This is a genomic window from Mesorhizobium sp. WSM4823 (assembly GCF_055811195.1).
Genome location: NZ_JBVVQL010000003.1, coordinates 624,638 through 650,098 on the forward strand (window position 1 = coordinate 624,638; position 25,461 = coordinate 650,098).

Annotated in this window: 27 protein-coding genes and 2 pseudogenes; 7 read left to right on the plus strand and 22 right to left on the minus strand. The window is 63.0% G+C overall.

Translation table 11 applies throughout. The features are described 5' to 3' along the window. Window positions 1–4: 4 nt before the first annotated feature. Window positions 5–343, minus strand: coding sequence for a P-II family nitrogen regulator (locus AC0L26_RS11775; RefSeq protein WP_023800571.1), 339 nt, complete (start codon window positions 341–343; stop codon window positions 5–7). Between the two features lie 219 nt (window positions 344–562). Next, a complete protein-coding gene (gene tesB / locus AC0L26_RS11780; protein WP_352928702.1) occupies window positions 563–1,438 on the minus strand; it encodes an acyl-CoA thioesterase II in 876 nt (291 codons plus the stop codon). Between the two features lie 122 nt (window positions 1,439–1,560). Here tesB and AC0L26_RS11785 point away from each other — a divergent pair, with 122 nt between their 5' ends. After that, window positions 1,561–2,823, plus strand: coding sequence for a ubiquinone biosynthesis hydroxylase (locus AC0L26_RS11785; RefSeq protein WP_473632658.1), 1,263 nt, complete (start codon window positions 1,561–1,563; stop codon window positions 2,821–2,823). A 228-nt stretch (window positions 2,824–3,051) separates the two neighbouring features. On the opposite strand, the gene AC0L26_RS11790 is transcribed toward AC0L26_RS11785, so the two are convergent. The 3 genes and pseudogenes from AC0L26_RS11790 to AC0L26_RS11800 form a co-directional block, all read right to left on the minus strand. Further along, window positions 3,052–3,579, minus strand: a complete 528-nt coding sequence (locus AC0L26_RS11790; protein ID WP_473632659.1) for a hypothetical protein — start codon at window positions 3,577–3,579, stop codon at window positions 3,052–3,054. Between the two features lie 111 nt (window positions 3,580–3,690). Further along, window positions 3,691–4,046: pseudogene (locus tag AC0L26_RS11795) on the minus strand (YciI family protein). A 2-nt stretch (window positions 4,047–4,048) separates the two neighbouring features. Then, complete coding sequence (locus AC0L26_RS11800) at window positions 4,049–4,339, minus strand: hypothetical protein (protein ID WP_473632660.1); 291 nt, start codon at window positions 4,337–4,339, stop codon at window positions 4,049–4,051. 158 nt (window positions 4,340–4,497) lie between these two features. On the opposite strand from AC0L26_RS11800, the gene AC0L26_RS11805 reads away from it, so the two are divergent. Beyond that, window positions 4,498–4,923 (plus strand): OsmC family protein, encoded by a 426-nt coding sequence (locus tag AC0L26_RS11805; protein ID WP_473632661.1) that lies wholly within the window; start codon window positions 4,498–4,500, stop codon window positions 4,921–4,923. An 11-nt stretch (window positions 4,924–4,934) separates the two neighbouring features. On the opposite strand, the gene AC0L26_RS11810 is transcribed toward AC0L26_RS11805, so the two are convergent. From AC0L26_RS11810 to AC0L26_RS11835, 6 genes are all read right to left on the minus strand, one after another. Continuing rightward, window positions 4,935–5,576, minus strand: coding sequence for a YceH family protein (locus AC0L26_RS11810; RefSeq protein ID WP_473632662.1), 642 nt, complete (start codon window positions 5,574–5,576; stop codon window positions 4,935–4,937). 73 nt (window positions 5,577–5,649) lie between these two features. Next, the gene (locus AC0L26_RS11815; RefSeq protein WP_473632663.1) at window positions 5,650–6,429 is read right to left on the minus strand and encodes a succinate dehydrogenase iron-sulfur subunit; all 780 of its coding nucleotides are present in this window, start codon (window positions 6,427–6,429) and stop codon (window positions 5,650–5,652) included. A 151-nt stretch (window positions 6,430–6,580) separates the two neighbouring features. Further along, window positions 6,581–8,419 (minus strand): succinate dehydrogenase flavoprotein subunit, encoded by a 1,839-nt coding sequence (gene sdhA, locus AC0L26_RS11820; protein ID WP_473632664.1) that lies wholly within the window; start codon window positions 8,417–8,419, stop codon window positions 6,581–6,583. Between the two features lie 4 nt (window positions 8,420–8,423). Next, on the minus strand, window positions 8,424–8,798 hold the full coding sequence (gene sdhD, locus AC0L26_RS11825) for a succinate dehydrogenase, hydrophobic membrane anchor protein (RefSeq protein ID WP_435528714.1): 375 nt from the start codon (window positions 8,796–8,798) through the stop codon (window positions 8,424–8,426). A 23-nt stretch (window positions 8,799–8,821) separates the two neighbouring features. Then, window positions 8,822–9,241 carry a succinate dehydrogenase, cytochrome b556 subunit gene (gene sdhC, locus AC0L26_RS11830; protein ID WP_473632665.1) on the minus strand — a complete coding sequence of 140 codons (420 nt, stop codon included), beginning with the start codon at window positions 9,239–9,241 and terminating at the stop codon, window positions 8,822–8,824. 227 nt (window positions 9,242–9,468) lie between these two features. After that, window positions 9,469–9,804 (minus strand): hypothetical protein, encoded by a 336-nt coding sequence (locus AC0L26_RS11835; protein ID WP_473632666.1) that lies wholly within the window; start codon window positions 9,802–9,804, stop codon window positions 9,469–9,471. 235 nt (window positions 9,805–10,039) lie between these two features. Here AC0L26_RS11835 and AC0L26_RS11840 point away from each other — a divergent pair, with 235 nt between their 5' ends. After that, on the plus strand, window positions 10,040–10,393 hold the full coding sequence (locus tag AC0L26_RS11840) for a hypothetical protein (RefSeq protein ID WP_473632667.1): 354 nt from the start codon (window positions 10,040–10,042) through the stop codon (window positions 10,391–10,393). On the opposite strand, the gene AC0L26_RS11845 is transcribed toward AC0L26_RS11840, so the two are convergent. Further along, on the minus strand, window positions 10,377–11,588 hold the full coding sequence (locus tag AC0L26_RS11845; RefSeq protein ID WP_473632668.1) for a GGDEF domain-containing protein: 1,212 nt from the start codon (window positions 11,586–11,588) through the stop codon (window positions 10,377–10,379). The genes AC0L26_RS11840 and AC0L26_RS11845 overlap by 17 nt on opposite strands. A 51-nt stretch (window positions 11,589–11,639) precedes the next feature. Further along, window positions 11,640–12,860, minus strand: a complete 1,221-nt coding sequence (locus AC0L26_RS11850; protein WP_473632669.1) for a GGDEF domain-containing protein — start codon at window positions 12,858–12,860, stop codon at window positions 11,640–11,642. 182 nt (window positions 12,861–13,042) lie between these two features. Here AC0L26_RS11850 and AC0L26_RS11855 point away from each other — a divergent pair, with 182 nt between their 5' ends. Then, window positions 13,043–13,354: a hypothetical protein gene (locus AC0L26_RS11855; RefSeq protein WP_352928730.1), complete on the plus strand. Its 312-nt coding sequence runs from the start codon at window positions 13,043–13,045 to the stop codon at window positions 13,352–13,354. Window positions 13,355–13,443: 89 nt separating this feature from the next. On the opposite strand, the gene leuC is transcribed toward AC0L26_RS11855, so the two are convergent. The 5 genes from leuC to rplS all read right to left on the minus strand — a co-directional run bounded on the left by leuC (window position 13,444) and on the right by rplS (window position 18,587). After that, window positions 13,444–14,853 (minus strand): 3-isopropylmalate dehydratase large subunit, encoded by a 1,410-nt coding sequence (gene leuC, locus AC0L26_RS11860; RefSeq protein ID WP_473632670.1) that lies wholly within the window; start codon window positions 14,851–14,853, stop codon window positions 13,444–13,446. A 400-nt stretch (window positions 14,854–15,253) separates the two neighbouring features. Then, complete coding sequence (locus tag AC0L26_RS11865) at window positions 15,254–15,889, minus strand: class I SAM-dependent DNA methyltransferase (RefSeq protein ID WP_473632671.1); 636 nt, start codon at window positions 15,887–15,889, stop codon at window positions 15,254–15,256. Between the two features lie 56 nt (window positions 15,890–15,945). After that, window positions 15,946–16,761: an amino acid ABC transporter permease gene (locus AC0L26_RS11870; RefSeq protein WP_473632672.1), complete on the minus strand. Its 816-nt coding sequence runs from the start codon at window positions 16,759–16,761 to the stop codon at window positions 15,946–15,948. A 250-nt stretch (window positions 16,762–17,011) separates the two neighbouring features. Further along, window positions 17,012–17,809, minus strand: coding sequence for a transporter substrate-binding domain-containing protein (locus AC0L26_RS11875; protein ID WP_473632673.1), 798 nt, complete (start codon window positions 17,807–17,809; stop codon window positions 17,012–17,014). A 238-nt stretch (window positions 17,810–18,047) separates the two neighbouring features. Next, window positions 18,048–18,587, minus strand: coding sequence for a 50S ribosomal protein L19 (rplS, locus tag AC0L26_RS11880; RefSeq protein ID WP_095484904.1), 540 nt, complete (start codon window positions 18,585–18,587; stop codon window positions 18,048–18,050). Between the two features lie 342 nt (window positions 18,588–18,929). On the opposite strand from rplS, the gene AC0L26_RS11885 reads away from it, so the two are divergent. After that, window positions 18,930–19,682, plus strand: coding sequence for a sulfite exporter TauE/SafE family protein (locus AC0L26_RS11885; protein ID WP_473632674.1), 753 nt, complete (start codon window positions 18,930–18,932; stop codon window positions 19,680–19,682). Between the two features lie 84 nt (window positions 19,683–19,766). On the opposite strand, the gene trmD is transcribed toward AC0L26_RS11885, so the two are convergent. Together trmD and rimM are read right to left on the minus strand one after the other, a co-directional pair. Continuing rightward, a complete protein-coding gene (trmD, locus tag AC0L26_RS11890; protein WP_473632675.1) occupies window positions 19,767–20,462 on the minus strand; it encodes a tRNA (guanosine(37)-N1)-methyltransferase TrmD in 696 nt (231 codons plus the stop codon). Beyond that, complete coding sequence (gene rimM, locus AC0L26_RS11895) at window positions 20,459–21,058, minus strand: ribosome maturation factor RimM (RefSeq protein WP_352928743.1); 600 nt, start codon at window positions 21,056–21,058, stop codon at window positions 20,459–20,461. The genes trmD and rimM overlap by 4 nt, the downstream gene beginning before the upstream one ends. Before the next feature lie 144 nt (window positions 21,059–21,202). Between rimM and AC0L26_RS11900 the strand changes: the two genes are divergently transcribed. Next, window positions 21,203–22,141: a tyrosine recombinase XerC gene (locus AC0L26_RS11900; protein ID WP_473632676.1), complete on the plus strand. Its 939-nt coding sequence runs from the start codon at window positions 21,203–21,205 to the stop codon at window positions 22,139–22,141. 113 nt (window positions 22,142–22,254) lie between these two features. Further along, a pseudogene (locus AC0L26_RS11905) lies at window positions 22,255–23,323 on the plus strand (TraB/GumN family protein). Between the two features lie 367 nt (window positions 23,324–23,690). Here AC0L26_RS11905 and AC0L26_RS11910 read toward each other — a convergent pair. Both AC0L26_RS11910 and lpdA read right to left on the minus strand, forming a co-directional pair. Further along, window positions 23,691–23,909 carry a hypothetical protein gene (locus AC0L26_RS11910; protein WP_473632677.1) on the minus strand — a complete coding sequence of 73 codons (219 nt, stop codon included), beginning with the start codon at window positions 23,907–23,909 and terminating at the stop codon, window positions 23,691–23,693. A 107-nt stretch (window positions 23,910–24,016) separates the two neighbouring features. Further along, complete coding sequence (gene lpdA, locus AC0L26_RS11915; RefSeq protein ID WP_473632678.1) at window positions 24,017–25,423, minus strand: dihydrolipoyl dehydrogenase; 1,407 nt, start codon at window positions 25,421–25,423, stop codon at window positions 24,017–24,019. Between the last annotated feature and the right edge of the window lie 38 nt (window positions 25,424–25,461).

Sequence of the window (25,461 nt, forward strand, 5' to 3'; positions counted from 1 at the left end):
CAGCTCAAAGCGCGTCGGTGTCTGTTTCGCCGGTGCGGATGCGCACCGCCTGGTCGATGCCGAAAACGAAGATCTTGCCGTCGCCGATCTGACCGGTCTTGGCCGCCGCAGTGATGGCTTCGACGGCCTTGTCGACCATGTCCAGGCCGACCGCGACTTCGATCTTGATCTTCGGCAGGAAGCTGACCGCGTATTCCGCCCCGCGATAGATTTCCGTATGCCCCTTCTGACGCCCGTAGCCTTTGACTTCGGTGACGGTCAGGCCCTGGATGCCGACTGCGGTGAGCGCTTCGCGCACCTCGTCGAGCTTGAACGGCTTGATGATTGCCATCACGATTTTCATAAGGTTTCACCCTTTGCTGTTGCGGGTCCCCGCGTTTGTACGACTTCGCCGATCCCCAAAAGAGCCGGAGAGTCCCCGCTAGGATTCAAGCTCCGTGCCAGTTGCCGAAGCAGGGGGTTAACCTGTTGTTAAATAAGGAACTGAGGAAGGTTTGTCGGCTGACTGTTCATAGTCGCGGCAGTGCACCTGATCAAAAAATAGGCAATTTTTAAAAAATGCCTATTCGGCAGGCGGCCGCTTCAGCCGGATCAGCCCTTCCTGGGCAACGGAGGCGATCAATGTCCCGTCGCGGGCAAACAGTGACCCGCGGGTGAACCCCCGCGACCCTTGCGTCGACGGGCTATCCTGCGTGTAGAGCATCCAGTCGTCGAGCGGATGGCTGCGGTGGAACCACATGGCGTGATCGAGGCTCGCCGCCTGGATATCGCTATCGAAAATGGCGCGGCCGTGCGCAAAGGTCGAGGTGTCGAGCAGCGTCATATCGGAAAGATAGGCAAGCACCGCCGCCTGCGTGGCGCGATCGGCCGGAACCGGGCCGGTTGTGCGGATCCAGATGTTCTGCTTCGGCTCCAGCTTTTCCCGGCTGGTGTAGTGCTCCAGCATCACCGGTTTCATCTCGATCGGCCGGTCGCGTTCCCAGTAGCGTCTGATGCCGTCGGGCACGGCCTCGCCGAACTTGCCGATCAATTCGCGCTGCGACAGCAATGTGTCGGGCGCCGGCACGTCCTGCGGCATCGGCACCTGATGTTCGAGCCCGACTTCGTCCTGCTGGAACGAGGCTTCCAGCGAAAAGATCGCATGGCCGTGCTGGACCGCCACGACACGGCGCGTGGTGAAGGAGCCGCCGTCGCGGATGCGGTCGACCTGGTAGATGATCGGCACCTTGGTGTCGCCGGGCCGCATGAAATAGCCATGCAGCGAATGCACATGGCGTTCGGGCTCCACCGTTCGCTGGGCGGCGACCAGCGCCTGGGCGATGGTCTGGCCGCCGAAGATACGTTGCCAGTCGAGTTTGGGACTGCGACCACGGTACAGGTTGTGTTCCAGCTGCTCGAGGTCGAGAATGCTGAGAAGCTCGTCCATGGCCGCTGTCATGTTTTCGCGCCCTGTCGTTTTGATTTCGAACTTCGCCTAGCCGCAGAAGTGTTATGGCGGTTTCCGACAGGAATGACGGGCAGTCAAGGCCGGAAGGGAATTTGGCCGGAAAGGAATTTGCCATGGTGGACCGCAAGGAGGATGCAAAAAACCGAACCGCACTCGACATTCTGGTCGCCGGCGCCGGCTATGTCGGCCTTGCCGCCGCCGTATCGCTGAAACAGGCGCGCCCAAGCCTGGCGGTCGCTGTCGTCGACGCCGCGCCCGCCGGCGTCTGGCAAAAGGACGGCCGCGCCTCGGCCATTGCCGCTGCCGCTTGCCGCATGCTCGACCAGCTCGGCGTCTGGGCCGAAATCGCGCCCGAGGCGCAGGCGATAACCGAAATGGTCGTCACCGATTCGCGTACGTCCGATCCGGTGCGCCCGGTGTTTCTCACCTTCGACGGCGAAGTCGCACCCGGCGAAGCCTTCGCGCATATGGTTGCCAACAGGGATTTGAACGGTGCCTTGCGCCGACGCGCTGAAGAACTTGGCATCGACATCATCGAAGGCGTCGCCGTCGGTGCCTTCGACGTGAACGGCGCCGGCATCACCGTGCATCTGGCCGACGGCGCTACGCTGAAGGCGCGGCTGCTGGTCGCCGCCGACGGCGTCAATTCGAAGCTGCGCGACATGGCTGGCATCAAGACGGTGAAATGGGAGTATGGTCAGTCCGGTATCGTCTGCACCGTCGCGCATGAACGGCCGCACAATGGCCGCGCCGAAGAGCATTTTCTGCCGGCCGGCCCCTTCGCCACGCTGCCGCTCAAGCCGGACAAGGACGGGACCAACCGCTCGTCGATCGTCTGGGTCGAGCGCTCTCAAGATGCCGAAAAACTGGTCGACGGCGACGACCTCGTCTTCGAGCATGAGCTGGAACAGCGGTTTGGGCTGAAACTCGGAGAGATCCGCGCCGCCGACAGGCCACGTGCCTGGCCGCTCGGCCTGACGCTTGCCCGCGCCTTCGTCGCGCCGCGTATCGCGCTCGCCGGCGACGCCGCCCACGGCATCCATCCGATCGCCGGCCAGGGCCTCAATCTCGGCTTCAAGGATGTGGCGGCATTGGCCGAAGTGGTGGTCGAGGCCGACCGGCTCGGCCAGGATATCGGCGCGCTCGACGTGCTCGAACGCTACCAGCAGTGGCGGCGCTTCGACACGCTGCAGATGGGCATCACCACCGATGTCCTGAACCGGCTGTTTTCCAACGACATCGGCCCGTTGCGCGCTGTTCGCGACGTCGGCCTCGGCCTAGTCGAACGCATGCCGCGGCTGAAGGACTTCTTCATCCGCCAGGCGTCCGGACTGTCCGGTGACACACCGAAACTGCTCAAGGGCGAGGCGATCTGAGCGGCTCAGCGGCCACGCCCCACTTCGTCATCCTTGGGCGGAGTGACGCGAAGCGGAGCGACGACCCAAGGATCCATGCCGTGACCTCAGCCGGAGAATACAGCGGAGCAGAATTCTGCACCGTCGCGACGCCTTAAGGTCACGGCATGGATCCCGGGGTCTGCGCGGCGTCGCTTCGCTCCTTGCTCCGCCCCAGGATGACGAAGCGATCCTTCCGTGTCAGGGAACTTAGTTGACCTCGAAGCCCAGCTTCTGGCGCAGCCGCAGTATCCGCTGGTCGGATATCTCAAGGGGTGGCTCACCAGCCTGGGCTGCGCGGTTCACCATCTGCAGAAAATCGTTTCGCTCGGTCACATCCAGGCGCTCGCGCAGAAACGGCGCCAGCTTGTCGATGACGATCGTGGCATCATCGATCTGTGACGCCGCCCATTTGGCATAGACCACAGCCTCGTCGGTCTTCTTCTCGTCAGCAATCTCCGAAATCACCGATCGAATGGCAGCTTCGCGCTGCGGCAGGACAGGCCCGTTCTCGGAGACGATGGCGATAATCAGCGTCGCGGCGGCCACCACCGGATCGTCGATCGCCGTCAGCGGCGACAGGGCTGCCTGGTTGCGCAGCCTCTTGCGGCGAATGTTCCCTTGCACACGCCCGACGACGTCCGCGACCTCGCGCGCGGCATCGTTCATAGCCTTCATCCGGTACCACCAGAATGCCGCAGCTCCCAACAGCCCAATTGCAGCAATCAGTATGTGCATGCCTGAGATCCCCAACCGCAGCGACGATAGGAGAAGTGCTGCTTCGCTTCAACACGCAAAAGTTGCGCCCGCCGAAGAAATTGGTTCTGCCGGACGCAAACAGAATATTCTTCAGGACCCCGGCACCTGGTAGACCGCCCTGACCTCGATCGTGCCGATTTCGGCCAGCGGAATGCCGCCGGCGATCTCCAGCGCCTCGTCGATATCCCCGGCCTCGATCATGACGAAGCCGAGCAGTTGTCCTTGGTTTCGGCGAAGGGGCCGTCTGTGACTAGACGCTTGCCCTTGCGCCGCCGCACCGACTTCGACGTCTTCACCGATTGCAGCGCCTGCGCGATGATCAGCTTGCCTTGCTGATCCAATGACCTGTCATAGGCCAGCGAGTCGACGTCAAGCTTCGCCAACCTGTCCGGGATCATGGCGTGAAGGTCTTTTTCCTCGCCGTAGACCAAGCAAACATATTTCATGTCTATCTCCCTTGTCGTGAGGAACCATAGGATGCCGCCTCCACGGTGTCAGTTGCGCCTTTGCGTGCCGCCATGTGATCGAGAACGCTTGCCGCGACCCCGATGATGGCGACCGCCACCAGAAGCCGGCCTAAACCGGAAGGCCGCGGATGCAGCCCGTAGTTCTCCCGTCGTTCGGGCTTGCGGCCCGAGCTTTTCCACAGTGCGAAGAACACCCCATCCATGTGAACCTCCATCCGGCCGCGAAATCCGTGACCGCCCGCAGGACGGTCGAGGCCGATGGGAGTCGACATTTTTGCACGCGCAATTTTTTCTAAGAAAAATTCAGCCCGCCGCCGCTAATTTTGCGCGACTGCGCAAACAGCGCGGTGGTCTTCGCGCGCGCCCGCGCTATAGTCGTGAAGAACCCCGGCGCCGGGCCGGCGCAATCCGGACAATCAAGGAGAATTTCATGGACCGCACCGCAAACGCCGTCTGGCAAGGCAATCTGAAAGAGGGCAAGGGCACACTCGACACACAGAGCGGGACGCTCAAGGGCACGCCCTACTCGTTCAAGGCGCGCTTCGAGGATGAAAGCGGCAGGTCCGGCACCAATCCGGAGGAACTGATCGCCGCGGCGCATGCCGGCTGCTATGCCATGCAGCTTTCGCATTTCCTGGCCGAGAACGGCACGCCCGCCACCGAACTCGATGCCAAGGCCGTGGTGACGCTGGTCCCGGGAACGGGCATCACCGGCAGCGCGATCACGCTGGTCGGCAAGGTGCCGGGCATCGATGCTGAAAAGTTCAAGGAATTGGCCGAGAAAGCCAAGGCGGAATGCCCGGTTTCGAAGGCTCTCGGCGCCATCAAGGTGTCGCTCGACGCCAAGCTCGGCTGAGCGACCGCTCGCTACTGTCTTTCGCCGGCCAGCGCGTCGATCCGGGCGCGCAGCGTCGCGATCTCTTCCTCGAGAGCTTGCACGCGCGCTTCGAGATCCGAGGCCGGCGAAGGTGATTGGTGGGACGCTGCTGCCATCACCTGCATCTGCACTGGCCCGCTGAGCAGATGCACATAGCGGTCCTCGCGCTGGCCGGGTCCACGATCGATCTGCTGAACGAGCGGTGGCTTGCGGCCGATCATCAGGTCGAGATTGCTGCGAAGCTCGTCGATGGAGGGTAGCCGCGCCATGCGCTCAGCTCGCGCCAGCAATTCATGGGCAGTCTGAGGACCACGCAGCAACAGCAGGCCGATGAGCGCGATCTGCGCCGAAGTCAGCGAAAAGCGCTGCGCGACGACATGTTCGTAGCGCTCGACGCGCGAGGCAAAGACCTGCCTGACCAGACCTTTCTGTTCGAGTTGACCCAGCGCCCGCCTGACCTCGACCAGCTCGACAGACATCACCGGCTCGCGCGCCGTCTTCTGGTTGGCGGCGGCAAGTGCCGCATTGAGCGTCAGCGGGTAGATATCGGGCGTCAGTTCCTTCTTTTCGATGAGGCAGCCGAGCACGCGCGCTTCGACGGCAGAAAGGACGGGCGGCTCAGAATCAGTCATAGGTCGGCTATCCTTTTGCGGCCGGCGGGACAGCGCTACAGACGAGATTATCCCGGTGGTAACCCCACTGAGGTCAGACCCTTCTCTCCACCATCATCTTCTTGATCTCGGCGATCGCCTTGGCCGGGTTGAGCCCCTTGGGGCAGGTCTGGGCGCAGTTCATGATGGTGTGGCAGCGATAGAGGCGGAACGGGTCTTCGAGATTGTCGAGCCGTTCGCCCGTGGCTTCATCGCGGGAATCGATCAGCCAGCGATAGGCCTGCAAGAGCGTCGCCGGACCGAGATAGCGGTCGCCATTCCACCAGTAGCTCGGGCAAGAGGTCGAGCAGCAGGCGCAAAGGATGCACTCGTAAAGCCCGTCGAGCTTTTCGCGGTCCTCATGGCTCTGCAGCCATTCTTTAGCCGGCTCGGGCGACACAGTCTTGAGCCACGGTTCGATCGAAGCGTGCTGGGCGTAGAAATTGGTGAGATCAGGCACCAGATCCTTGACCACCGGCATATGCGGCAGCGGATAGACCCTGATCGCGCCGGAAATGTCGTCGCAGCCCTTGGTGCAGGCGAGCGTGTTGGAGCCGTCAATATTCATGGCGCAGGAGCCGCAAATACCCTCGCGGCAGGAGCGGCGCAGCGTCAGCGTCGGGTCGATCTTATTCTTGATCCAGAGCAGCGCATCGAGCACCATCGGCCCGCAATCGTCCATGTCGACGAAATAAGTGTCCATGCGCGGGTTCTCGTCATCGTCCGGCGACCAGCGGTAGATGCGGTACTCGCGCAGATTGGTAGCATTCTCCGGCTTCGGCCAGGTTTTTCCGACGTTGATCTTCGAGTTCTTGGGAAGCGTCAGTTCGACCATTACCTCAGATCCTTTCGGATAACGAGCTTCAGCCCGGACCAGATCCCGCTATCGGAGGCGACCTTCACGATTAAGGCGGCCATCCAGTCCTTCGGGCCGAGCTTGGCCGGAAGGGGCGTCCCGGAATACCCTGCAACCGCAAACGCCATCGCTAGTACACCCTGGCCTTGGGCGCGATCTTGGCCAGGTTGATGCCGCCGTCCTTTTCCGCCAGCAGCGGCTCGGTGTGCACCGGCCGGTAGCTCAGCGTCACCTTGCCGTCTTCGCTGAGCCGAGCCAGCGTATGCTTGCGCCAGACCAAATCATCGCGGGCCGAGAAATCTTCCCGCGCATGCGCGCCGCGGCTCTCCTTGCGCGCCTCGGCGCCATAGACCGTGGTGATGGCGTTGGCCATCAGGTTTTCCAGCTCCAGCGTCTCGACCAGGTCGGAGTTCCAGATCATCGAGCGGTCGAACACTTTTACGTCCTTGAGCTCGCCCCAGATCTGCGAGATGCGCTTGCAGCCGCTTTCCAGCGATTCCTGCGTGCGGAACACCGCCGCGTCGTCCTGCATCGCCTTCTGCATCTTTTCGCGCAAGACCGCCGTCGGCGTCGAGCCGTTGGCGTGACGCAGCCGGTCGAAGCGGTCCATGACCTTCTCGACCGAGGCTTCGTTGGGCGACGGGATCGCGGCGTTGCGGTCGATCACCTGGCCGGCCCGGATCGCCGCCGCGCGGCCGAACACCACCAGGTCGATCAGCGAGTTCGAGCCCAGCCGGTTGGCGCCATGGACGGAGGCGCAGCCCGCCTCGCCGACCGCCATCAGCCCTGGCGATACCTGGTCCGGGTTCAGGGCAGTGGGGTTGAGCACCTCGCCCCAGTAGTTGGTCGGCACGCCGCCCATATTGTAGTGGACCGTCGGCAGCACCGGGATCGGTTCCTTGGTCAGGTCGACGCCGGCAAAGATTTTTGCCGATTCCGAAATGCCCGGGAGTCTCTCGTGCAAAACGGCCGGATCGAGGTGGTCGAGGTGGAGAAAAATATGGTCCTTGTTCTTGCCGACGCCGCGCCCCTCGCGGATCTCCAGCGTCATGCAGCGCGAAACCACGTCGCGTGACGCCAGGTCCTTGGCCGACGGCGCGTAGCGCTCCATGAAGCGCTCGCCCTCGGAGTTGACGAGATAGCCGCCCTCGCCGCGCGCGCCTTCGGTGATCAGGCAGCCGGCGCCATAGATGCCTGTCGGATGAAATTGCACGAACTCCATGTCCTGTAGCGGCAGCCCGGCGCGTGCGGCCATGCCGCCGCCGTCGCCGGTGCAGGTGTGCGCCGAGGTCGCCGAGAAATAGGCGCGGCCATAGCCGCCTGTCGCCAGCACCACCATCTTTGCCGAAAAGCGGTGGATGGTGCCGTCGTCGAGGTTCCAGGCGACGACGCCGGTGCAGGTGCCGTCCGGTTCCATGATCAGGTCGAGCGCGAAATATTCGATGAAGAACTGCGCATTGTTCTTCAGCGACTGGCCGTAGAGCGTGTGCAGGATGGCGTGGCCGGTGCGGTCGGCTGCGGCGCAGGTGCGCTGCACCGGCGGGCCGTCACCGAAATTCATCATGTGGCCGCCGAACGGCCGCTGGTAGATCTTGCCCTCTTCGGTGCGCGAGAACGGCACGCCGTAATGCTCGAGTTCGTAGACGGCGGCGGGCGCTTCGCGCACCAGATATTCCATGGCGTCGACATCGCCGAGCCAGTCCGAGCCTTTAACGGTGTCGTACATGTGCCACTGCCAGGAGTCAGGCCCCATATTGGACAGCGAAGCGGCGATGCCGCCCTGCGCCGCGACCGTATGCGACCGCGTCGGGAACACCTTGGTGATGCAGGCGGTGCGCAGGCCCTGTTCGGCCATGCCGAGCGTGGCGCGCAGACCGGCGCCGCCGGCGCCGACGACCACCACATCGAATTTGTGGTCGACATAGGTATAGGCGGACGCCGTGTTGGCGTTTTTCGCGTCCTTGGCCAAAATGTCAGCCTCCAAATGCCAGTTTGAGCAGGGCGAAGATCGAGGCGACGCCGACCACTACTGGAAAGAATGTGTTGAGCGCGAGCAGCGCCAGCCGCATGCCTTCGCCATGGACATAGTCCTCGATGATCGCCTGCATGCCGAGCCGCATATGATAGAGCCCGGACAACAGCACCAGGGCCAGCACCAGCGCCACGAACGGGTTGGCAAGTGCGGCGCGCACTTCGCCATAGCCGGCGCCGTTCAACGCGATCAGGAACCCGACGAAGAACAGGATCAGCGGGATGTTGGCGATCGCCGTCAGGCGCTGGCGCCAGAAATGCTCCGTGCCCTCGCGGGCGGAGCCGAGGCCGCGGACCTTCGCCAGCGGCGTGCGCATGTCGGTGTTGCGGTGGCTCACGATCAAGCTCCCCGCGCCAGATAGCCGGCGATCCAGATCAGCAGCGTCAGCACGATCGAGCCGGCCAGCGTCGCCCAGGCGATCCTGGAGGCCGTGCCCTTTTCAAGAGCTGCCCCGGTATCCCAGATCAGATGGCGCACGCCGCCCAGCATGTGGTGTATCAGCGCCCAGGTATAGCCGAACAGCACCAGCCGCCCCAGCCACGAGCCGAAGGCCCAGTTGACGGCATCGAACGTGGATTGCGAGCTCGCCGCCGCCATCAGCCACAGGGCGACCAGCAGCGTGCCGAAATAGAGCGCCCCGCCGGTGATGCGATGTATGATCGACATCGTCATCGTGATCGGCGGCCGATAGACGGTCAAATGCGGCGAAAGCGGCCGTTCACGTCTGGCAAATTCGCGGGTGGCTGGTGATTTGCTCATGGCTCCCCCAGTTCGGCGTCTCTGGAGCCCCAGGTGGAAATGCGGCGTTACCGCTTCCGGTTGCGACTTCGGACAGCCGGTTTCTAATGCTCTTTTTGCACCGCGTCAAAGCCAGAAAACCGTTTCGAAAACGTAATTTAGTCTGACAAAAGGGCGGGTCTTTGCTTCAATCGATTAGGGCGCGACCCAAAGCCGGCGCAATGTTTGCTGCAGTGCGGTAAACTGATTTAACGCTTGCAGGTCAGCGGCGTCTTCCCGCCCTTCATCACCAGCGCATCGCGCCCGTCGATCACGATTGCGTCATGCGCCTGGCCAAAGCGGCTGCTTTGATTGGCGGGTGAGGCAGGCAGGTCCTCGCTGGCGCCGTCTGGGCCAAGCACGCGCACCGAGGTGCCAAGGTTTTCGATGGTGATCCTGGTACCATCGGCGCAGGTGTAAGTGGCGGTGCGTGGCTGTGGTGAATCGGTCGCGGTGGCTGGCGCATTGGTCTGCGACACGCAGGCAACGGTGATCAGCAATGGGATATGGGCAAGCGTCACCCGAAACGTCCGGCTTAACGCCATATGCTGCTGCCTCCCTGCGCGTCAATCCAGCCGCAATGCTTGGCCAAGATCACCCGCGCCGGCTGCGATGGTGCGGGCAAGCATGGCCGAAAGATGACCGCGGCCGCCCAGGGCGCCGGATATTAACCATGTTTGCCGAGACCTGACGGCCGGCAGGGCTTGCCTCTTAACAAAGGTTAATAAAAGGTTAATTTCTGAGTCAGAGGAAGTTCGCCTCTGACAAATGGAGGACGCCATGCGTTCGAACTCAGGCAGATCGCGCTTTTCGACGCTCATCTTGATGGCGGTGGCCATCGGCTTCGCGGCACCGGCACTCGCCGGGACGCACGACCGCGTCTACGCCGATTCCTTCGGCAATCTGGTCATCGAGAGCGCTGCCGGCTACAAGCGCATCCTCGTTGGCGAGGGCAAGCTGGCCAAGGAATTGTCGGACTACACCGGCGCCGGCCAGCCCGAAATCATCTATGAAAACGAATCGGACGATGTCAGCCGCCGCGACTGCTACAGGCCGCCGGTTTTCGTAAAAGGCCGCAGCTATATGTACGGGCTTTCCGACGGCGAGATGCCCGAACTCAGCCCGTGCCGCTGATTCTGTCAGGCGTCGCCACCGGCGTTTGCAGGGCTGGCCCTAACGAGATACGCACGCGATCACGCCCGCCGCGCTTGGCCTGGTAGAGCGCGCCGTCCGCACGCCGCATGAGATCGGCGAAACCCTCGCCCAGTTGAAGCTCGGCAACGCCAAAGCTGGCGGAGCACCGATGGTCCACCGGCAAACAGTCGATCGGCAAGGCACCGAAAGCGCTGCGCATCCCTTCGGCGAGGAGCCGCGCAGCGGCGAGATTGGTTCCCGGCAGGATGATGGCGAACTCTTCTCCGCCGATGCGGCCGGCGACGTGATGATCAGCGGCCGCATCACGCAGGAAGCCGGCAAAGGCACCGATGACCCGGTCGCCGGATGCGTGGCCGAAACCGTCGTTGATGCTCTTGAAATGATCGAGGTCGGCGATGACCAGGGCGACCGGAATACCCTTGCGCACGGCATCACGCATCGCGAGTTCGGCATGACGTTCGAAGCCGCCTCGGTTGAGCAACCTTGATAGCGTGTCCGTCTCCGACTTCGACGTCGCCTCGGCGAGCACGTCACGGACCAAAATGACCAGAATGAGAAGCGCGACCGTCATGGCGAATACCGTGCCAAGCGATTGCGACACCAGAGCATAGTTGCTCTGCAGATAGGCCTGCGGATTGATGCCCCAGCCCCCCAATGCGTGGGCGATGAACGGCTTGCTCACGAATTGCAGGGCACTGGCCGCCAGAACGGCCATCAGAGCGCGGTCGAGCCAGTCGCGTTTTTGCTTGGACGACCAGACGAGGCCGAGGCCGACGAACTGCATGGCCGCATAGGGGAGTTGGTAGGCCATCATGCGGGCGAGCGACTGACGTGGCATATCCTGCACAAGATACACTGCAACGGTGGCCGCAAGCAGAAAGACGAGCATCGGACGCCAGGGGATCGCCACGCCGTACTTATGGGCGAGCCCAGCATTGAAGACGATGGTGGCGCCGAGGAAAACGGCAAAAGCCGTGACGACCGCGGGTCGCGCATTGTCGAAGACCGGAATGCTGAACTCAATGGCGAAGTAGGTCATCCCGAGCAGATAACCGAAGACCAGCCAGCGTGCCGATGCACGCGCCACATCGTAGAACGAGATGGTCATGAAGGCAGCCGCCAGCAGGCCGGCGACGAGCAGGTTGATTGCAAGGATGAACTCTGCGCCGCCCATGTGTTTCTCGCACTCTTTACGAAAGCAAATCACGGACGGGCGAAAAAGACGTTAATGCGAACCCAAGCGCGAACGATCCGCCGCTGTGAGCGGTTCTGCGACAAATACCGATTCCGGCCGTTCATAAGATAGCCGCACGCTGTCGCGGCCATTCCTCTTGGCTTTGTAGAGCGCCTCGTCGGCGCGGCGCATCAGCGGCTCCAGTGCTTCGTCGCCGGTACGGGCCGCCACGCCGAAGCTCGCGGTTACTCTCGTGCCGGGCGGAAGCCCGTCGACGCTGCCCGCCGCATAGAGCGTGCGAATGGCTTCGGCAAACAGCCTTGCCGCGCCGAGGTCGCTCAGCGGCAAAAGCACGGCGAACTCCTCGCCGCCGATGCGGCCGGCGACGCCGCGCGTGCCGGCAGCCGATAGAAGCTTGCCGGCGAAGTCGGCGATCACGCGATCGCCCGCCGCATGCCCGTGAAGGTCGTTGAGCGCCTTGAAATGATCGAGGTCGGCGACCACCAGCGCGACCGGCAGTTTAGCGGTGGCGCAGTGCTGCAAGAGAAGCTTGGCGCGCTCCTCGAAACCGCGACGGTTGAGCAGGCCCGACAGCGGATCGGTATACGCCTCGGCCTTCAGCGCCTTCATCACGTCGAGCGCCGCCGCGCAGAACAGGCAAAGCGCGATGAGCAGCGACAGCAGCGCATGCGACAGCAGCGCCGTCGTCCAGTAGGATGAGGCGTAAAAGCCGTCATAGCTTGTGAAGGGTCCGTGCGCGATGATGACGGCCAGTGTCCGCACGAAGAAATTCAGGCCGGAAAGCAGCGACAGCACGAACAGGATCATTTCCGTCGGACCCCTGCCGCGCACCGGGCGCAGTTCTGCCGCCACAAGCAGACTGAGGCCGCCGAAGCCGAAATTCATCGCCAGGATCCGCCAAGTGAGGTCCGGCTGAACGAACAGGAACCAGCAGAATGCGGTCAGGCCGCCGCCCGCTAGAACGCCGATCCCGACATAGGGCACGCGCCGCCCGTAGCGCGCCACGATCGCGCTGCAGAGGCAGCAGGCGGCAAAGGTGAAGCATGTGTTGGAAAGCAGCTTGGTCGGCGCCATGCCGACAGGCAGGGTAAAGTACTGGAACAGGAACCCGGCCGCCGACAGCGAGTAGCTGGCGGCGAGCACGACCAGATAGGGGCGGTGGCGCTGATAGAACCACAGCACGAGAAACACCGCGCCGAGCGCAAGCGCGATCGTCGGATTGAGCAACGCTACCAGCAAACCGGTGTCCAAAGGACCGTGACCCCCCACGCTTCCGCCAGGGAAGACCTTAGGGCGGAAGCCCAAACAAGCGGTTAAACCCAAACAAGCAGGTAAGCAAAGTCGAATATACGCGGCGTCCGCCCATGAAGCTGCTGCACGGAACTTGAAACCGCGATCGGCGTTTTCCAGCAGCAATCGATGGAGACGCTTTCATGGCCGATACGATCATGCTGACCGATCACGAAGCAATTCGCTCATGGGTCGCGGCGCGCGCCGGATTTCCGGCGATCGTCGACGTGTCGCCCGAGACGGGAACGCAAGCCATGCTGAGGCTGGTCTTCGGCCAGCACGCTTATCAGGACCAGGATCAGGGCGAACGTCCGGTCAATGCGGGCGGCTACGAACTGGTCGAATGGGACGAATGGTTCAAGCTCTTCGACGAACGTCAGCTGGCGCTCGTAGTGGCTGCGGAGCAACCCGGCCGGCGTGAGCAATTCCATGAGTTCATAAGGCGCCCGGCGTGAAGAAAACCCGAACCGCATCGCGGTTCGGGTTCTGGCATGCACTCATATACGAACTGTGGCGGGCCGAATTATTTCCACTCACGCCAGATCTACTTCCACTCCCGAATATCGACGAAGTGGCCGGCGATCGCCGCCGCCGCCGCCATGGCGGGCGACACCAGATGGGTGCGGCCCTTGAAGCCCTGACGGCCTTCGAAATTGCGGTTCGAGGTCGAGGCGCAGCGCTCATGCGGCTTCAGGCGATCGTCATTCATGGCAAGGCACATCGAGCAGCCCGGCTCGCGCCAATCGAAGCCGGCCGCGACAAAGATCTTGTCGAGACCTTCGGCCTCCGCTTGCTCCTTGACCAGGCCGGAACCCGGCACGATCATCGCATCGACATGCGGGCTGACCTTTTTGCCCTCGACCACCTTGGCGACGGCGCGCAAATCCTCGATGCGACCGTTGGTGCAGGAGCCGATAAAGACGCGGTCGAGCGCAATGTCCGTGATCTTGGTGCCCGGCGTCAGGCCCATATAGTCAAGGGCGCGCTGCTTGGAGGTGCGCTTGTTCTCATCAGTGATATCGTCGGGATTCGGCACGATGCCCTGGACCGAAACGACGTCCTCAGGCGAAGAACCCCAGGAGACGATCGGCGGCAGTTTCGCCGCGTCGAGCACAACCACCTTGTCGAAATGCGCGCCTTCGTCGGACTGCAGCGTCTTCCAGTACGCGAGTGCTGCATCCCACGCTTCGCCCTTCGGCGCGCGCGGCTTATCCTTGACATAGGCGAAGGTCGTCTCGTCGGGCGCGATCAGACCGGCCCGGGCACCGCCCTCGATCGACATGTTGCAGACGGTCATGCGGCCTTCCATCGACAGTGAGCGGATCGCGTCGCCAGCATATTCGATGACATAGCCGGTGCCGCCGGCAGTGCCGATCTCGCCGATGATGGCGAGGATGATATCCTTGGCGGTGACGCCTTCGGGCAGCGCGCCGTCGACGCGCACCAGCATGTTCTTGGCCTTGCGCTGGATCAGCGTCTGCGTGGCCAGCACATGCTCGACTTCCGAGGTGCCGATGCCATGCGCCAAAGCGCCGAAGGCGCCGTGCGTCGAGGTGTGGCTATCGCCGCAGACGATGGTCATGCCGGGCAGCGTAAAGCCCTGCTCCGGACCGATGATGTGGACGATGCCCTGGCGGATATCTTTCTCGGAATAATATTCGACGCCAAAATCCTTGGCGTTCTTGGCCAGCGCCTCGACCTGGATGCGGCTTTCTTCGTTCTTGATGCCGAATTTGCGCTCGGGCGAGGTCGACACATTGTGGTCGACCACGGCCAGCGTCTTTTCCGGATGCCGGACCTTTCTGCCGGTCATGCGCAGGCCTTCGAAGGCTTGCGGGCTGGTCACTTCATGGACGAGGTGACGATCGATATAGAGCAGGCAGGTGCCGTCGTCCTGGCGGTCGACGACATGGTCGTCGAATATCTTATCGTAGAGGGTGCGCGGTGCGCTCATGTGCGTAAATCCGTCGATATGAAAATGAGAAGGGACAAGCGCCGGCTAGCCGGCGAACAAGGCCTAGCGAAGTCGGCTGGTCAGAGCGCCGGAAACGCGCGCGGAGAATCGCGACGGCAGGCGTTTTCTGTCCTGCAGCACGAAGCCCTTGTAGGCCGGATCGCCAAAAAGCTGTTCCATGGCGTGGCTCATATCAATGTTTTGGCTTTTCGGCAATTGGTCGGGTGTGGCGCTGCTTTCCCTTCTCCCCTGTGGGAGAAGGTGGATCGGCGCTTAGCGCCGAGACGGAAGAGGGGCGCTGGCCGGAGCGCATTGGCACCAAGCTGCAACACCCCCCGTCAGACCGGGCTTCGCTCGGCCACCTTCTCCCACAAGAAGGGGAGAAGGAAGAAAGCGCCCCTCAAACCACTTCAAACACGAAGGTCTTCACCAGCGCCGCGGGCTCGGCGACGGCATAGCAGCGGAACCATGGGCTTTCTTCGACCGGCCGCCATTTCTTCGCCTGCTCCAGCTCATCGAATACGGCCTGAAAGCCGCCGCTCTCGAGCACCTGATCGCGAACGGTGAAAATGGCGTGGCCGCCCTTCTTGGTGATGCGCACCAATTCATGCAGGCCGGACGCCGGTGCATGGCTGATGGTGAACACGCCGGTCGAGAAGAAGGCGCGGAAATACCCGTCGGGCCAGGGCAGCGGGCCGCCAAGCATCGCCTGTTTCAGCTCGCTGTAGGCCTGCCGACTGCCGGCGATTTTCAGCATGTCCTCCGACAGGTCGAGCCCGGCAATGTCCTGATAGCCCAGCGCCTTGAGTGACGGTCCCGACAGGCCAGTGCCGCAGCCGGCGTCGAGCAGCGGCCCTTCGCCTGCCGGCACATGGCGTGCCACCCAGGCGGCGATCAGGAACGGCAGGAGGTAGCCGAGCGATGCGGTTTCGCCGTCATAGGTCGCAGCCCATCCGGCATAGGCTTGCGCCAGCGCTTCCGGTGTATCGGCCGTATAGACGGACTCCAGCGCCGCATTGGCTTTATCGATATTCATGGGGTCAACTCCTCCGCAGCGGACACGTCGATCGTAGCGCCGTCTTCGCCTGCCTTCTATTGCTCATGCTGACGGCGCAGCCGCTTCTCGAGCGCCCGCAAGGCCAGCGATAAGCCAACCGTTAGGATGAGATAGATATAGGCGACGATGGAATAGGTCTCGAAGAAACGGAACGAGCCAGCGGCGTAGATCTTGCCCATCTGGGTGATGTCGGCGACGCCGAGCACCGAGACCAGCGAGGAATCCTTGACCATGGCGACGAAATCGTTGCCGAGCGGCGGCAGGATGGTGCGGATCGCCTGCGGAAACACGATCAGCCGGAAGCTCTGCGTGCGCGTCAGCCCCAGCGCCTTCGCCGCCTCGATCTGCCCCTTCTCGACCGCCTGGATGCCGGCACGGAAGACTTCCGAGATGAACGCCGAGTAGCCGATGGTCAGCGCCATGATGGCGCGCCACAACAGCGACACGTCGCGCACCAGCAGTTCACCGAGCAGGCCGGCGCTTTGCAACGGCGCGGTCAACGCGTTCCACGCCGCGACGAAGGCCGGCGCGCCGGCAAAAGCGATCCAGAACAACAGCACCAGCATCGGCACGCCGCGGATGATCTCGACATAGAAGCGGGCGATCTGGCGCAGCCAGCGCGACCCCGACAGTCCCATCAGCGCAATGCCGAGCCCGATTGCGGAGGCTAGCGCGAAGGCAACCATTGTGACGAAGACAGTGATGCCGATGCCCTTGGCGACGGTCGCGAAGACCTGGGCATAGAGGTCGCTTGCGGCGATGAAGAGGGCGGCTGCGACTGCGAGTGCCGCCGCCACCGCAAGCCACCAGGGGAAGTCGGATTTTGCGGTGGAAGATGCCGGCGTTGCCATCAGGGCGCGCCGACGAAACAACGTCGCGCCAAGTCGCCCCCCTCTGGCCTGCCGGCCATCTCCCCCTCAAGGGGGGAGATTGGCAGCGTTGGCGTCGCTGCCCATTCTGCAACGGTGAAAATTGGCGAAAGCCGATGTGAAATCCAATCTCCCCCCTGGAGGGGGAGATGTCCGGCAGGACAGAGGGGGGTAGCTTGGCGCAGAGTCAGCGCGAATTCGTGCGCATCACTCAACGCGCGCAACAAGATCCCTACTGCCCCATCTTGTAATCAAGGAACCATTTCTTGTTGAGCGCATCGAACGTGCCGTCGGCCTTTAGTGCGGCGATCGCCGCATTGACCGGCTTCACCAGATCCGAGCCTTTCGGAAAAATAAAGCCGAAATCCTCGGTGCCGAGCGGGCCGCCGATCAGTTTCAGCCCGCCATTGGACGCCTCGACATAACCCTTGCCGGCGGTGCCGTCGGTCAAAACGACATCGACGTCGCCGGTCTTCAGCGCCTGCACCGTCGCACCGAAGGTCTCGAACAGTTTGATGCGCGGGTTCTGCTCATTGCCGTCGAGCACGCTGTAGACGGCGGTGTAGAAGGGCGTGGTGCCGGCCTGCGCGCCGATCAGCCCATCTTTGAAAGCGCCGAACGTCTTGGCGTCGGTGAAACGCTTCTCGTCGCCGCGCACCAGCATGAACTGTTCCGAGCGCATATAGGGGTCGGAGAAGTCGACTTTCTGCTTGCGGTCGTCCTTGATGGTGATGCCGGTCATGCCGATGTTGAACTGGTTGTCGGAAACCGCCTGGATCATCGCGTCCCAGGACGTGTTCTGGTACTCGACCTGAAAATTCAGCCGCTTGGCGATCTCATTCATCGCATCATATTCCCAGCCGATCTGCTTGCCGGTCTTGGCGTCGATGAACTGCAACGGCGGATAGGCGTTTTCCGTCACCACCACCACCTTTTTGCCGCCGAGATCGGGCAGCGCCTGCGCCAGGGCAGCGACGGGCGCGAGAACCAGTGCCAACAGGCCGGCCAACAATAGTTTCGATTTGGTCATGACATATCCCCGAGAACTTGAACGGCCTCGACATGATCGAGGCTACAGGAAAATCCGGCGCCGACTTTAGCTTTCCGCAGGCTGCTTGCAAGCCGATCCGATGCGCCGCGTCGTTCGAGAACGGATTCCCATGCTATACCCGAGCGCTTGCGCAACGATCCATGCCCGGGAGGTCTTCTCCTCCAAAACGAAAAAGGCGGCCGAAGCCGCCTTTCCGAAGCATGGTTGTTGAAAAAACTTATTCGGCGACAGCCGCTTCCGCAGCCTTGGCGGCCTCGTCGGCGGCCTTCTTCTCGGCAGCGTCCTGTGCTGCCTTCTCGGCAGCCAGCGCCTGGGCGGCGGCCACCTTTTCGGCCTCGATGCGGGCCTTCTCGGCGTTTAGCGCATCGCGCTCCTCATCGTTCAGTTTGCGGGCGCGCACGCCGGTGTTTTCCGAAATACGGGCCGACTTGCCGCGACGATCACGCAGGTAGTAAAGCTTGGCGCGACGCACCTTGCCGCGGCGCACGATCTCGACGCCCTCGACCATCGGCGAATAGACCGGGAACACGCGCTCCACGCCTTCGCCGTAGGAAATCTTGCGAACGGTGAAGCTCTCCTGGAAACCGGCGCCGGCGCGGGCGATGACGACGCCCTCATAAGCCTGGACGCGGGTACGGGTGCCTTCGGTCACGCGGACCTGGACGCGCACGGTGTCGCCGGGCTGGAATTCGGGAAGCTTGCGCTTGGCTTCGATCTTGGCGGCCTGTTCGGCCTCGAGCTGACGGAGGATGTCCATCTCTACAAATCCACTTCTTGTTCTTCCGACAGTCAGAGCGTCCGACACTCGCCTTGCAGTTCCATTTGACCGCTTGGCTATGCCCTTTGCTCGAGAACATCTGGGTTCGAGAACATCGGGCAGGGGCGACTACACCGCCATTGTTGACGGGCCAGAAGATCGCTCTTGGCAGATTTTTCTTCCGGTTCGGCGGGCACATACAGCTATTTCGACGCTTTGTCACGCCTTCGCCGTGTCTTTTTTGGTCGCTGGCCGACACTGCAATCTTTCAGCGCGGGGGTTGCGTCGAAGGCTCAAGCTTTTTAAGCGGGGTAAAACTTTCCTCCGGCGGCAATGTCCTCCATGCCAATTCTCGATGCGGCCCTGCTTTTTGTCGCGGGCTTTCTTTCAGGTGCCGTCAACGCGATAGCCGGCGGCGGCACGTTCATAACCTTCGGCGCCATGACGCTGGTCGGCTTGCCGCCGATCGTCGCCAACGCCACCTCGTCGGTGACACAGTTTCCCGGCTATATCACCTCGACGCTCGCCTATTGGTCCGACATCAAGCATTTCTGGCGCACCGCGTCGCTGCTCGGCGTCATATCGGCTTTCGGCGCGCTAGCCGGTGCGCTCATCCTTCTGGCGCTCGACAATCCATCGTTCCGCGTGCTGGTGCCGTGGCTGCTGCTGGCGGCAACGGCGCTGTTCGCCGCCGGGCCGTGGCTGAAACCGGCGCCCAAGCCGGGGCATGAGGCCGCGGTAGGTTCGCTGGTCGGCTCCTTGGCGCAATTCGCGACCGCGGTCTATGGCGGCTTCTTCGGCGCCGGCATGGGCGTCATGATGCTGGCGACGCTCGGCCTCACCCAGCCCGGCGACTACCACCGCCTGAACGCGCTGAAGAACATGCTGGCCGTGATCATCGCGGCAATAGCCATCCTGGTTTTCGTCTCCGGCGGGGTGATCGCCTGGCCGCAGGCGATCATCATGATACCGGGCGGCGCGCTGGGCGGCTATGCCGGCGTCTGGATCGCCAAGCGCGTGCCGCAAATTGCCGTCCGCGGCTTCGTCGTTGGGGTCGGCGTGTTCCTGGCCTTTTACTATTTCACCAAGGGGTGAGCGGCTCGACCATGATCCCGAAAAGTGGAATCCGGTTTTCGGAAAAGACCACGGTCAAACAGGAAGATGGAGCCCATCCCGATTCTATCGGGATGGATTAGGCTCCATCAGATCAGGCCGCCGCTCCTTGGTCAGCTTCTCCGATTCGCCGCGCCGCCATGCGGCGATCTTCCTGTGATTGCCCGAGGTGAGAACCTCGGGGATTTGCCGGCCCTCGAATTCCTGCGGCCGCGTGTAGTGCGGATGTTCGAGCAGGCCGTTTTCAAAGCTCTCTTCATCGCCTGACACCGCGTTCCCCATCACGCCGGGCAACAGCCGCACCACGGCATCGAGCAGCACGAGCGCTGCCGGCTCGCCGCCGGACAGGATGAAGTCGCCGACCGAGACCTCCTCAAGCCCACGCGCGTCGATCACCCGCTGGTCGACGCCTTCGAAGCGGCCGCAGACGATCACCGCACCCGGCCCGGTAGCCAGTTCGCGCACACGAGCCTGCGTCAGCGGCTTGCCGCGCGGGCTCATCAGCAGCCGTGGCCGTGGATCACCCGGTGGCGAGATATGGTCGATCGCCTTGGCCAAAACGTCGGCGCGCATAACCATGCCGGCGCCGCCGCCAGCCGGCGTATCGTCGACGGTGCGATGGCGATCGCTGGCGAAATCGCGGATCTGGATTGCTTCCAGTGACCACGTGCCAGCCTCCAGCGCACGGCCGGCCAGAGACAGGCCGAGCGCGCCGGGAAACATCTCGGGATAGAGCGTCAGCACCGAGGCGGAAAAACTCACCGGTTGCCCCCGGCATCCCTGGGTCCGCGTGGCCTGCCCTTGGGGTCGAAACCGTCGTGGCCGGGAGCATCGCCGTCTTCGTCATCGATCAGGCCCGCCGCCGCCGGATCGATGCGGACGAAACCCTCTTTGATCGACACGTCAGGCACGGCGGCCTGCGTGAACGGGATCAGCACGCCTTTGCGCTCGCCAAGCGTCACGTCGAGAATGTCGCCGCCGCCGAAATTATGTACCGCCACGACCTTGCCTATGTCAGCACCGGTATCGTCCCGGACCGTCAGCCCGACGAGGTCGGCATGATAGAATTCGTCCTCTTCGCCATCGTCGGGCAGCATCGAACGGTCGACGAACAATTCCGTGCCGGCAAGCGCCTCGGCGGCGTTGCGGTCGCTGATGCCCTTGAAGCGCACTACGACGACGGTGTTGGCCGGCCTGATGTCGACGATCTGGAAGGCGCGGCCGTCCCTGGCGTAGAGCGGCCCGTAGTCGGCCAGCGCCAGCGGGTCGCCGGTGAAGGTTTTCACGCGCAATTCGCCCTTGATGCCGTGGGCGGCGCCGATCACGGCCATCTGGACGGGGTTTTGCGGTTTGGTCATCGGCGGAAAATCCTTTGCCTTGCTCTAGCTCCACCCTCTTGTCATTTCAATGACGCGGCTCTTCACCGCTTCCTAACCCGGCTGCCGGAAGATGGCCCGGAATTGGAAGAACGAATTGCAAGAACGGAATATCGGAAGAGCCCAATGCAGGAATTTCTTATTCCAGCCAAACCAGACCTACAGGCGGCCCGCGAAACCTGGCTGAAGATGCTGGCGCGCGAACGCCGACTGTCGCCGGAAACCGTGGAAGCCTATGAGCGCGACACCCGCCAGTTCCTGCATTTCCTGACTGGCCATTGCGGCGGCTCGCCCGGCATTTCCGATATCGCGGATCTGCGCCCAGCCGATCTGCGCGGCTTTCTCGCCGCTCGCCGTACCGGAGGCGCCGGTGCCCGCACGCTCGGGCGGGGGCTCGCCGGCATCCGTTCGCTGCTGCGTTTTCTGGAGCGGCGCGGCCTCGTCAACGCTGCGGGTGCCGCGGCACTGCGCGCCCCGCGGCAGCCGAAGTCGCTGCCTAAGCCGCTGACGGCCAGCGATGCGAAACACGTCGTTTCGGTGGAAGGCCAGCTGGCGGAGGAGCCGTGGATCGCCGCCCGCAACGCAGCCGTGCTGACGCTGCTCTACGGCTCGGGCCTGCGCATTTCCGAGGCGCTCGGCCTGTCGGGCGCCGATCTGTCGGCACCTGGCGATACGGTGCTGCGCGTCACCGGCAAGGGCGGCAAAACGCGGCTGGTACCGGTGCTGCCGGTGGCGCTGCGGGCGATTGCCGAATACCGCCGGCTCTGTCCCTGGCATCTCGACCCGAAGGGCCTGCTGTTTCGCGGCACCCGCGGCGGACCGCTCAACCCGGCCATCGTCCAGCGCGACATGGCCAAGCTGCGCTCGGCACTCAATCTGCCCGACACCGCCACGCCCCATGCCTTGCGTCATTCCTTCGCCACGCATCTGCTTGGGCGCGGCGGCGACCTGCGCACCATCCAGGAACTTTTGGGCCACGCCAGCCTGTCGACGACGCAGATCTATACCGGCGTCGACACCGCCAGGCTGCTCGAAATCTATGAGGCGTCCCATCCCAGGGCGTAACCTACGCATGATTTCTCAAAGCTGCGAACAAGGTACGAGCCGTGGGCCTGATCCGAGACAATTTTGCTCGACCGATTAACCGTTTCACCGTCCTTTGAACCTAAAAGCGAGTCATGAAACGTGTCATTGCCATCGCCGACCGCACGGTCCTTGCGTCGCTGAAGCTGCTCGTGGCGGTCAACGTCTTGTTTTTTCTCGCTTTCCTCATCGTTGCGCTGCTCGCCGCCGGCAAGGCGCGTGCCGAAACCCCGGTCTGCCCCGGCGCCGACATGCTGTTGGCATTGCAGAAGGACGACCCGGCCACCTACCGCAAGATCGAGACCGAAGCGGCCGCGATACCGAACGGCAAGGGCCTGTTGTGGAAACTGGAAAGGGCGGGCGAAAGACCATCCTTTCTGTTTGGCACCATGCACGTGACCGACCCGCGCGTGACCACGCTGCCGCCCGCCGCGCAAAGGGCGTTTGATGCCGCCGACACTGTCGTCATCGAGACTACGGAGGTGCTCGATCAGCAGAAGATGATGGCGGCGTTCCTGAAAGAGCCGGAGCTGATGATGTTCACCGACAGCACCACGCTGTCCTCGCTGCTGTCGCCGGACGATGCGGCGACCGTGAACAAGGCACTCGACGCGCGCGGTATCCCGCCGGCGAGCGTTGCCAAGATGAAGCCGTGGATGCTGTCTACCATTGGTCGCGCTCCCGGCCTGTGAACTGGCCCGCCAGTCCGGCGGTGCGCCGGTGCTCGACATCAAGCTCGCGGAGGACGCCAAAGCCTCAGGCAAGACCGTCGATGGTCTGGAGACTGTCGCCGATCAGCTTCGCGCGATGGCCTCGCTGCCACTCGCTTTTCACATGAAGGGCCTGGTCGAAACGCTGAAGCTCGGCGACAGAATGAACGACGTCAACGAAACCATGATCGTGCTTTACCAGCGCGGCGACATCGGCATGTTCTGGCCGCTGTTTCGTGCCGTCCTTCCCGGCGACGAAGACGATTTGGCGGGCTATGCCGCCTTCGAGAAAACCATGATCACCAGCCGCAACAAGGTGATGGTCGATCATGCCGGGCCGATCCTCGCCGGGGGCAACGCTTTCATGGCGGTCGGCGCCATGCACCTTCCCGGGGCGGAAGGCCTGGTCGAGGATTTCCGCCGGGCCGGCTACACCGTCACTGCCGTCGACTAGTTGCACGGTTGAGTTGCGGATCCCGCAACACGTGGTTTCGGTCGACGCCTTCCCGAATCATGCAAGCCGCGTCTCCGCGCAAGAGGGTAGAAAAGGTTCGTTTTGGCTCGATCGCCGGCAGTTTGCGAAGAAAATGCGCGCGGATAAACGATTCCGGGTGTAAGATTGCCCTGTTTTCGGCGTTTTCGATTCCTAGCGTGAAACCTGTTCAACGATTGCGCGTTGAGTTGTGTTGATTGATGCTTTTCATCCACGGAGGACACTTTTATGGCGAATCCAAACGACCCGTACACCACTCCGACTCCCCCTCCCAAGACGGGTGGCGGCGGCAGCGGCTGGCTGATTGCCCTGGTTGTCGTTATTCTGGCTATTGTCGCTTATTATATTTTTGGAAGAAGCGGTGAACCGCCAGCGCCTGCTGAACCGCCAGCGGCCACCACGCCAGCCCCAGCGCCAGCTGAACCAGCGCCTGCTCCGGCGCCCGCAGAGCCAGCTCCTGCGCCAGCACCGGCCCCTGCAGAGCCGGCGCCTGCCCCAGCACCTGCTCCGGCGCCTGCTGAGCCAGCGCCTGCTCCGGCGCCAGCACCAGCCCCGCAGTGATCGGCTGCTGACTTCAAAATACGAACGGCCCGCTGAGAAGCGGGCCGTTTTGCTTTGAACCGTCAGATGGCCGCCGGAATAGGTTAGGAAGACCTACATATGAATCGGCTTGAAGAACGTGGCCAGTGCCGCTTCCTTCACCGCTTCCGACATCGTCGGATGAGCGTGGCAGGTACGGGCAAGATCTTCCGAGGACCCACCGAACTCCATCAGCACCGCCGCCTCATGGATAATCTCTCCGGCGCCGAAGCCAACGATATGGACGCCGAGCACGCGGTCGCTCTGCTTGTCAGCCAGGATCTTCACGAAGCCATCGGTATGCAACATGGCGCGCGCCCGGCCGTTGGCGCTGAACGGAAACTTGCCCGCCTTATAGTCGATGCCGGCCGCCTTCAGCTCTTCCTCGGTCTTTCCCACTGAGGCAATTTCCGGGCTGGTGTAGACGACGTTCGGGATCACCTCGTAATTCACGTGGCCGGCCTGGCCGGCAATGATCTCCGCCACCGCCACCCCCTCGTCCTCGGCCTTGTGGGCAAGCATCGGCCCGGCGATGACGTCGCCGATGGCGTAGATGCCCGGCACATTGGTCTTGAGATGGCCATCCGTCTTGACCCGGCCGCGCTCGTCGACCTCGACGCCGGCCTCCTTCAGCCCGAGACTGTCCGAATAGGCCCGGCGTCCCGTCGCGATCAGCACCGCGTCTGCATCGATCGTTTCAGCCGTACCGCCCTTGACCGGTTCGAAGGTGACGGTGGCACCCTTCTTGGCTTTGGCGACACCGGTCACCTTGGCACCGAGCCTGAATTCGATGCCTTGCTTGGACAGCATGCGTTGGAACTGTTTGGCGACCTCGCCGTCCATGCCGCCGAGGATCGTGTCGAGGAACTCGACGACCGTCACCTTGGCGCCAAGCCGCGCCCATACCGAGCCGAGCTCCAGCCCGATGACGCCGCCGCCGACCACCACCAGATGGCCCGGCACCTTGTCCAGCGCCAACGCGCCGGTCGAGGACATGATCACCTTCTCGTCGGTGTCGACCTTGACCCCGGGAATGCCGGCGACGTCGGAGCCGGTGGCGATGACGATGTTCTTCGTCTCGATCTCCTCGACTTTGCCGTCCTCGCCGGTCACCGAGACCTTGCCGGCGGACAGGACCTTGCCGGTGCCGCGGAACGAGTCGATCTTGTTCTTCTTGAACAGGAACGCGACGCCGTTGACGTTGGACGCCACGGTCGCATCCTTATGCGCCATCATCTTCTTCAGATTGAGCTTCGGCGCGCCAATTTCGACGCCCAGCGCGTCGAAGGAATGGCCGGCCTCGGCGAACATCTCGGAGGCATGCAGCAGCGCCTTGGACGGGATGCAGCCGATATTGAGGCAGGTGCCGCCGAAGGTCGGGTTCTTCTCGACCACCGCCGTCTTCAGGCCGAGCTGCGCCGCCTTGACGGCGCAGACATAGCCGCCCGGTCCCGATCCGATGATAACGACGTCATAAGCCATGATACTGTCCTTCTGGTCTGGCACTCAGCCTTGGCTGG

Coding starts and splice junctions, on each gene's coding strand:
- AC0L26_RS11775 (WP_023800571.1), bottom strand. CDS start 343: ATGAAAATCGTGATGGCAATCATCAAGCCGTTCAAGCTCGACGAGGTG.
- tesB (WP_352928702.1), bottom strand. CDS start 1,438: ATGACAGCGGCCATGGACGAGCTTCTCAGCATTCTCGACCTCGAGCAG.
- AC0L26_RS11785 (WP_473632658.1), top strand. CDS start 1,561: ATGGTGGACCGCAAGGAGGATGCAAAAAACCGAACCGCACTCGACATT.
- AC0L26_RS11790 (WP_473632659.1), bottom strand. CDS start 3,579: ATGCACATACTGATTGCTGCAATTGGGCTGTTGGGAGCTGCGGCATTC.
- AC0L26_RS11800 (WP_473632660.1), bottom strand. CDS start 4,339: ATGTCGACTCCCATCGGCCTCGACCGTCCTGCGGGCGGTCACGGATTT.
- AC0L26_RS11805 (WP_473632661.1), top strand. CDS start 4,498: ATGGACCGCACCGCAAACGCCGTCTGGCAAGGCAATCTGAAAGAGGGC.
- AC0L26_RS11810 (WP_473632662.1), bottom strand. CDS start 5,576: ATGACTGATTCTGAGCCGCCCGTCCTTTCTGCCGTCGAAGCGCGCGTG.
- AC0L26_RS11815 (WP_473632663.1), bottom strand. CDS start 6,429: ATGGTCGAACTGACGCTTCCCAAGAACTCGAAGATCAACGTCGGAAAA.
- sdhD (WP_435528714.1), bottom strand. CDS start 8,798: ATGCGCACGCCGCTGGCGAAGGTCCGCGGCCTCGGCTCCGCCCGCGAG.
- sdhC (WP_473632665.1), bottom strand. CDS start 9,241: ATGAGCAAATCACCAGCCACCCGCGAATTTGCCAGACGTGAACGGCCG.
- AC0L26_RS11835 (WP_473632666.1), bottom strand. CDS start 9,804: ATGGCGTTAAGCCGGACGTTTCGGGTGACGCTTGCCCATATCCCATTG.
- AC0L26_RS11840 (WP_473632667.1), top strand. CDS start 10,040: ATGCGTTCGAACTCAGGCAGATCGCGCTTTTCGACGCTCATCTTGATG.
- AC0L26_RS11845 (WP_473632668.1), bottom strand. CDS start 11,588: ATGGGCGGCGCAGAGTTCATCCTTGCAATCAACCTGCTCGTCGCCGGC.
- AC0L26_RS11855 (WP_352928730.1), top strand. CDS start 13,043: ATGGCCGATACGATCATGCTGACCGATCACGAAGCAATTCGCTCATGG.
- leuC (WP_473632670.1), bottom strand. CDS start 14,853: ATGAGCGCACCGCGCACCCTCTACGATAAGATATTCGACGACCATGTC.
- AC0L26_RS11865 (WP_473632671.1), bottom strand. CDS start 15,889: ATGAATATCGATAAAGCCAATGCGGCGCTGGAGTCCGTCTATACGGCC.
- AC0L26_RS11870 (WP_473632672.1), bottom strand. CDS start 16,761: ATGGCAACGCCGGCATCTTCCACCGCAAAATCCGACTTCCCCTGGTGG.
- AC0L26_RS11875 (WP_473632673.1), bottom strand. CDS start 17,809: ATGACCAAATCGAAACTATTGTTGGCCGGCCTGTTGGCACTGGTTCTC.
- rplS (WP_095484904.1), bottom strand. CDS start 18,587: ATGGACATCCTCCGTCAGCTCGAGGCCGAACAGGCCGCCAAGATCGAA.
- AC0L26_RS11885 (WP_473632674.1), top strand. CDS start 18,930: ATGCCAATTCTCGATGCGGCCCTGCTTTTTGTCGCGGGCTTTCTTTCA.
- rimM (WP_352928743.1), bottom strand. CDS start 21,058: ATGACCAAACCGCAAAACCCCGTCCAGATGGCCGTGATCGGCGCCGCC.
- AC0L26_RS11900 (WP_473632676.1), top strand. CDS start 21,203: ATGCAGGAATTTCTTATTCCAGCCAAACCAGACCTACAGGCGGCCCGC.
- lpdA (WP_473632678.1), bottom strand. CDS start 25,423: ATGGCTTATGACGTCGTTATCATCGGATCGGGACCGGGCGGCTATGTC.